General features: G+C 61.9%; 3 protein-coding genes. All 3 read right to left on the reverse strand.

Going from position 1 to position 1596, the window contains the following annotated elements; all coding sequences use genetic code 11:
• Positions 1 to 98: 98 nt before the first annotated feature.
• Entirely contained in the window at positions 99 to 485 is a 387-nt protein-coding gene (locus tag EN939_RS33410; RefSeq protein ID WP_127271732.1) for a DUF1203 domain-containing protein, read from the reverse strand.
• A gap of 156 nt (positions 486 to 641) precedes the next feature.
• Positions 642 to 1199, reverse strand: coding sequence for an OmpA family protein (locus EN939_RS33415; protein ID WP_127271734.1), 558 nt, complete (start codon positions 1197 to 1199; stop codon positions 642 to 644).
• A gap of 116 nt (positions 1200 to 1315) precedes the next feature.
• Positions 1316 to 1596, reverse strand: a 281-nt coding sequence (locus EN939_RS33420; protein ID WP_164751481.1) for a GNAT family N-acetyltransferase, incomplete at its 5' end; no start/stop codon positions are given.

Raw genomic sequence — 1596 nt, forward strand, 5'->3', positions numbered from 1 at the left:
GCCGGTTCATCCGCGGTCGGCAAATCGATCGACAATAGCTTTCTATCGCGAATATGCGACGGGAGTACGACAACTGTTTCCAGCGGCTAATCTCAGCCTCAAGCGCGCTCGATGCGGCACTGGTAGCAATTGTTGCGCGCCGAACGGACATGGACGTAGGCGATCTCGTCGCGTTCGAACAGCGTCTCGGCCCGTGCAGCAATTGCCGTGGTCGGGATGATCGCATCGTCTACGGCAGCGCGGTCGCATTCCTCGCCATGCAGGAAGATCGGCCCCGTTTCAGCATAGGGCTGAAGCTGCGGGAATGGCCGGTACGCCAGAACAAGATAGGCGTCGCCGGCGGCGATGTTCTTCAAGCAATGCCGGCAAGGCATGCCGTCACCGTCGGAGATCTTTCGCTCGGGCATTTGGCCATAAGCATCGATCCCGCCGCGCTGCAGCGTCCTGACACCTTCGGTCGGCAAAGCTTTGAACTGGATGGTCATGGAAAATCTCCGGTGTGGTCTACCGGAAATTATCCCTTTGAACTCTCGCCGCCCACCCGATTCCTGCCAGATATCGAAGAGCCGGTCGCCCGTCGGCGACCGGCTCTCATCAAGTCCCGTCGAAAGCGCCGTCTAACTAAAATTCAGAGCTGCGGCTCAACGGATGAAATCGTCGAAGCGGCGCAGTGTCACCCGGCGATTCTGCCAGTTTTCGTTCTGCGTCTGCACCAGCAAAAACTCTTCGCCATAGCCGACTGTCTCGAGAGCATGACCCGGCACGCCGAATTCGCGCACCAATGTGCGCTTGAGCGAAGCGGCGCGCTGTTCGGACAGAGCCTGATTCGACTGGAAGGAGCCGACGGCGTCGGTGTGGCCCTCGATCAGCACGCGGGCGCCGCGATCGCGGCGCAGGATGCGCCGCAGCGCGTCGGCAATGGTCTCGATCTTGTCGTATTGCGAGTTGGCAATAGCCGCCGAACCGAAGGCGAAGTTGATCGACTGGATATCGATCGAGCGGGCCATGCGGCGCAAATCCGGGCGCCGCTTGAATTCGCGGATGGTGACGCGCTCGTTCGGCCGCAATTTCACCCGCGGCGCCGCCTCGAGCTTCCGCTCGATCGTCGCGGCCGAAGGCGTTGTCGCCTGGGCTGCGGCGAGGCTTGGCATGGCAATTGCCGCGATCAGCGCGGCGGCAAGTGTACGGCGGGTCAGCATATCTTCGTCTCCTTCGGCCTTGGCCGCATTGATGGTGCCGGCAACATGCCAAAAACAGCCTGAAGGGCCGATGAACGGCGGGTTCAGATTCGAACCCGTGTCAGCTTCCGGCTAGTCTAGGGCCGCATGACGCTGGCCGCGCGCTCGGTGAAAGGCAGCGGATGGACGATTTCCCTCTTTTGCGCCACCGGTGCAAAGCCGAGCTTCTGGTAGAGCGGCAGAGCCGCCGGATGATCGAGCGTGCAGGTCTGCACCGTCACCCGCTTCGGCCCATGCGACCATGCGGCGGCGATCGCGGAGCCCAGGAACCAGCGGCCGATGCCTTGCCCGGTGGCATGTTCCATCATGCCGAAATAGGCGAGTTCGACTTCTTCCGGCAGATGCGGCTTGAGATCGA

The organism is Mesorhizobium sp. M7A.F.Ca.CA.002.05.1.1 (assembly GCF_003998335.1).
GTDB lineage: Bacteria > Pseudomonadota > Alphaproteobacteria > Rhizobiales > Rhizobiaceae > Mesorhizobium.

Bases quoted from the DNA above. Each gene is read 5' to 3' on its own strand.
- EN939_RS33410 (WP_127271732.1), bottom strand. From the start codon at position 485: ATGACCATCCAGTTCAAAGCTTTGCCGACCGAAGGTGTCAGGACGCTG.
- EN939_RS33415 (WP_127271734.1), bottom strand. From the start codon at position 1,199: ATGCTGACCCGCCGTACACTTGCCGCCGCGCTGATCGCGGCAATTGCC.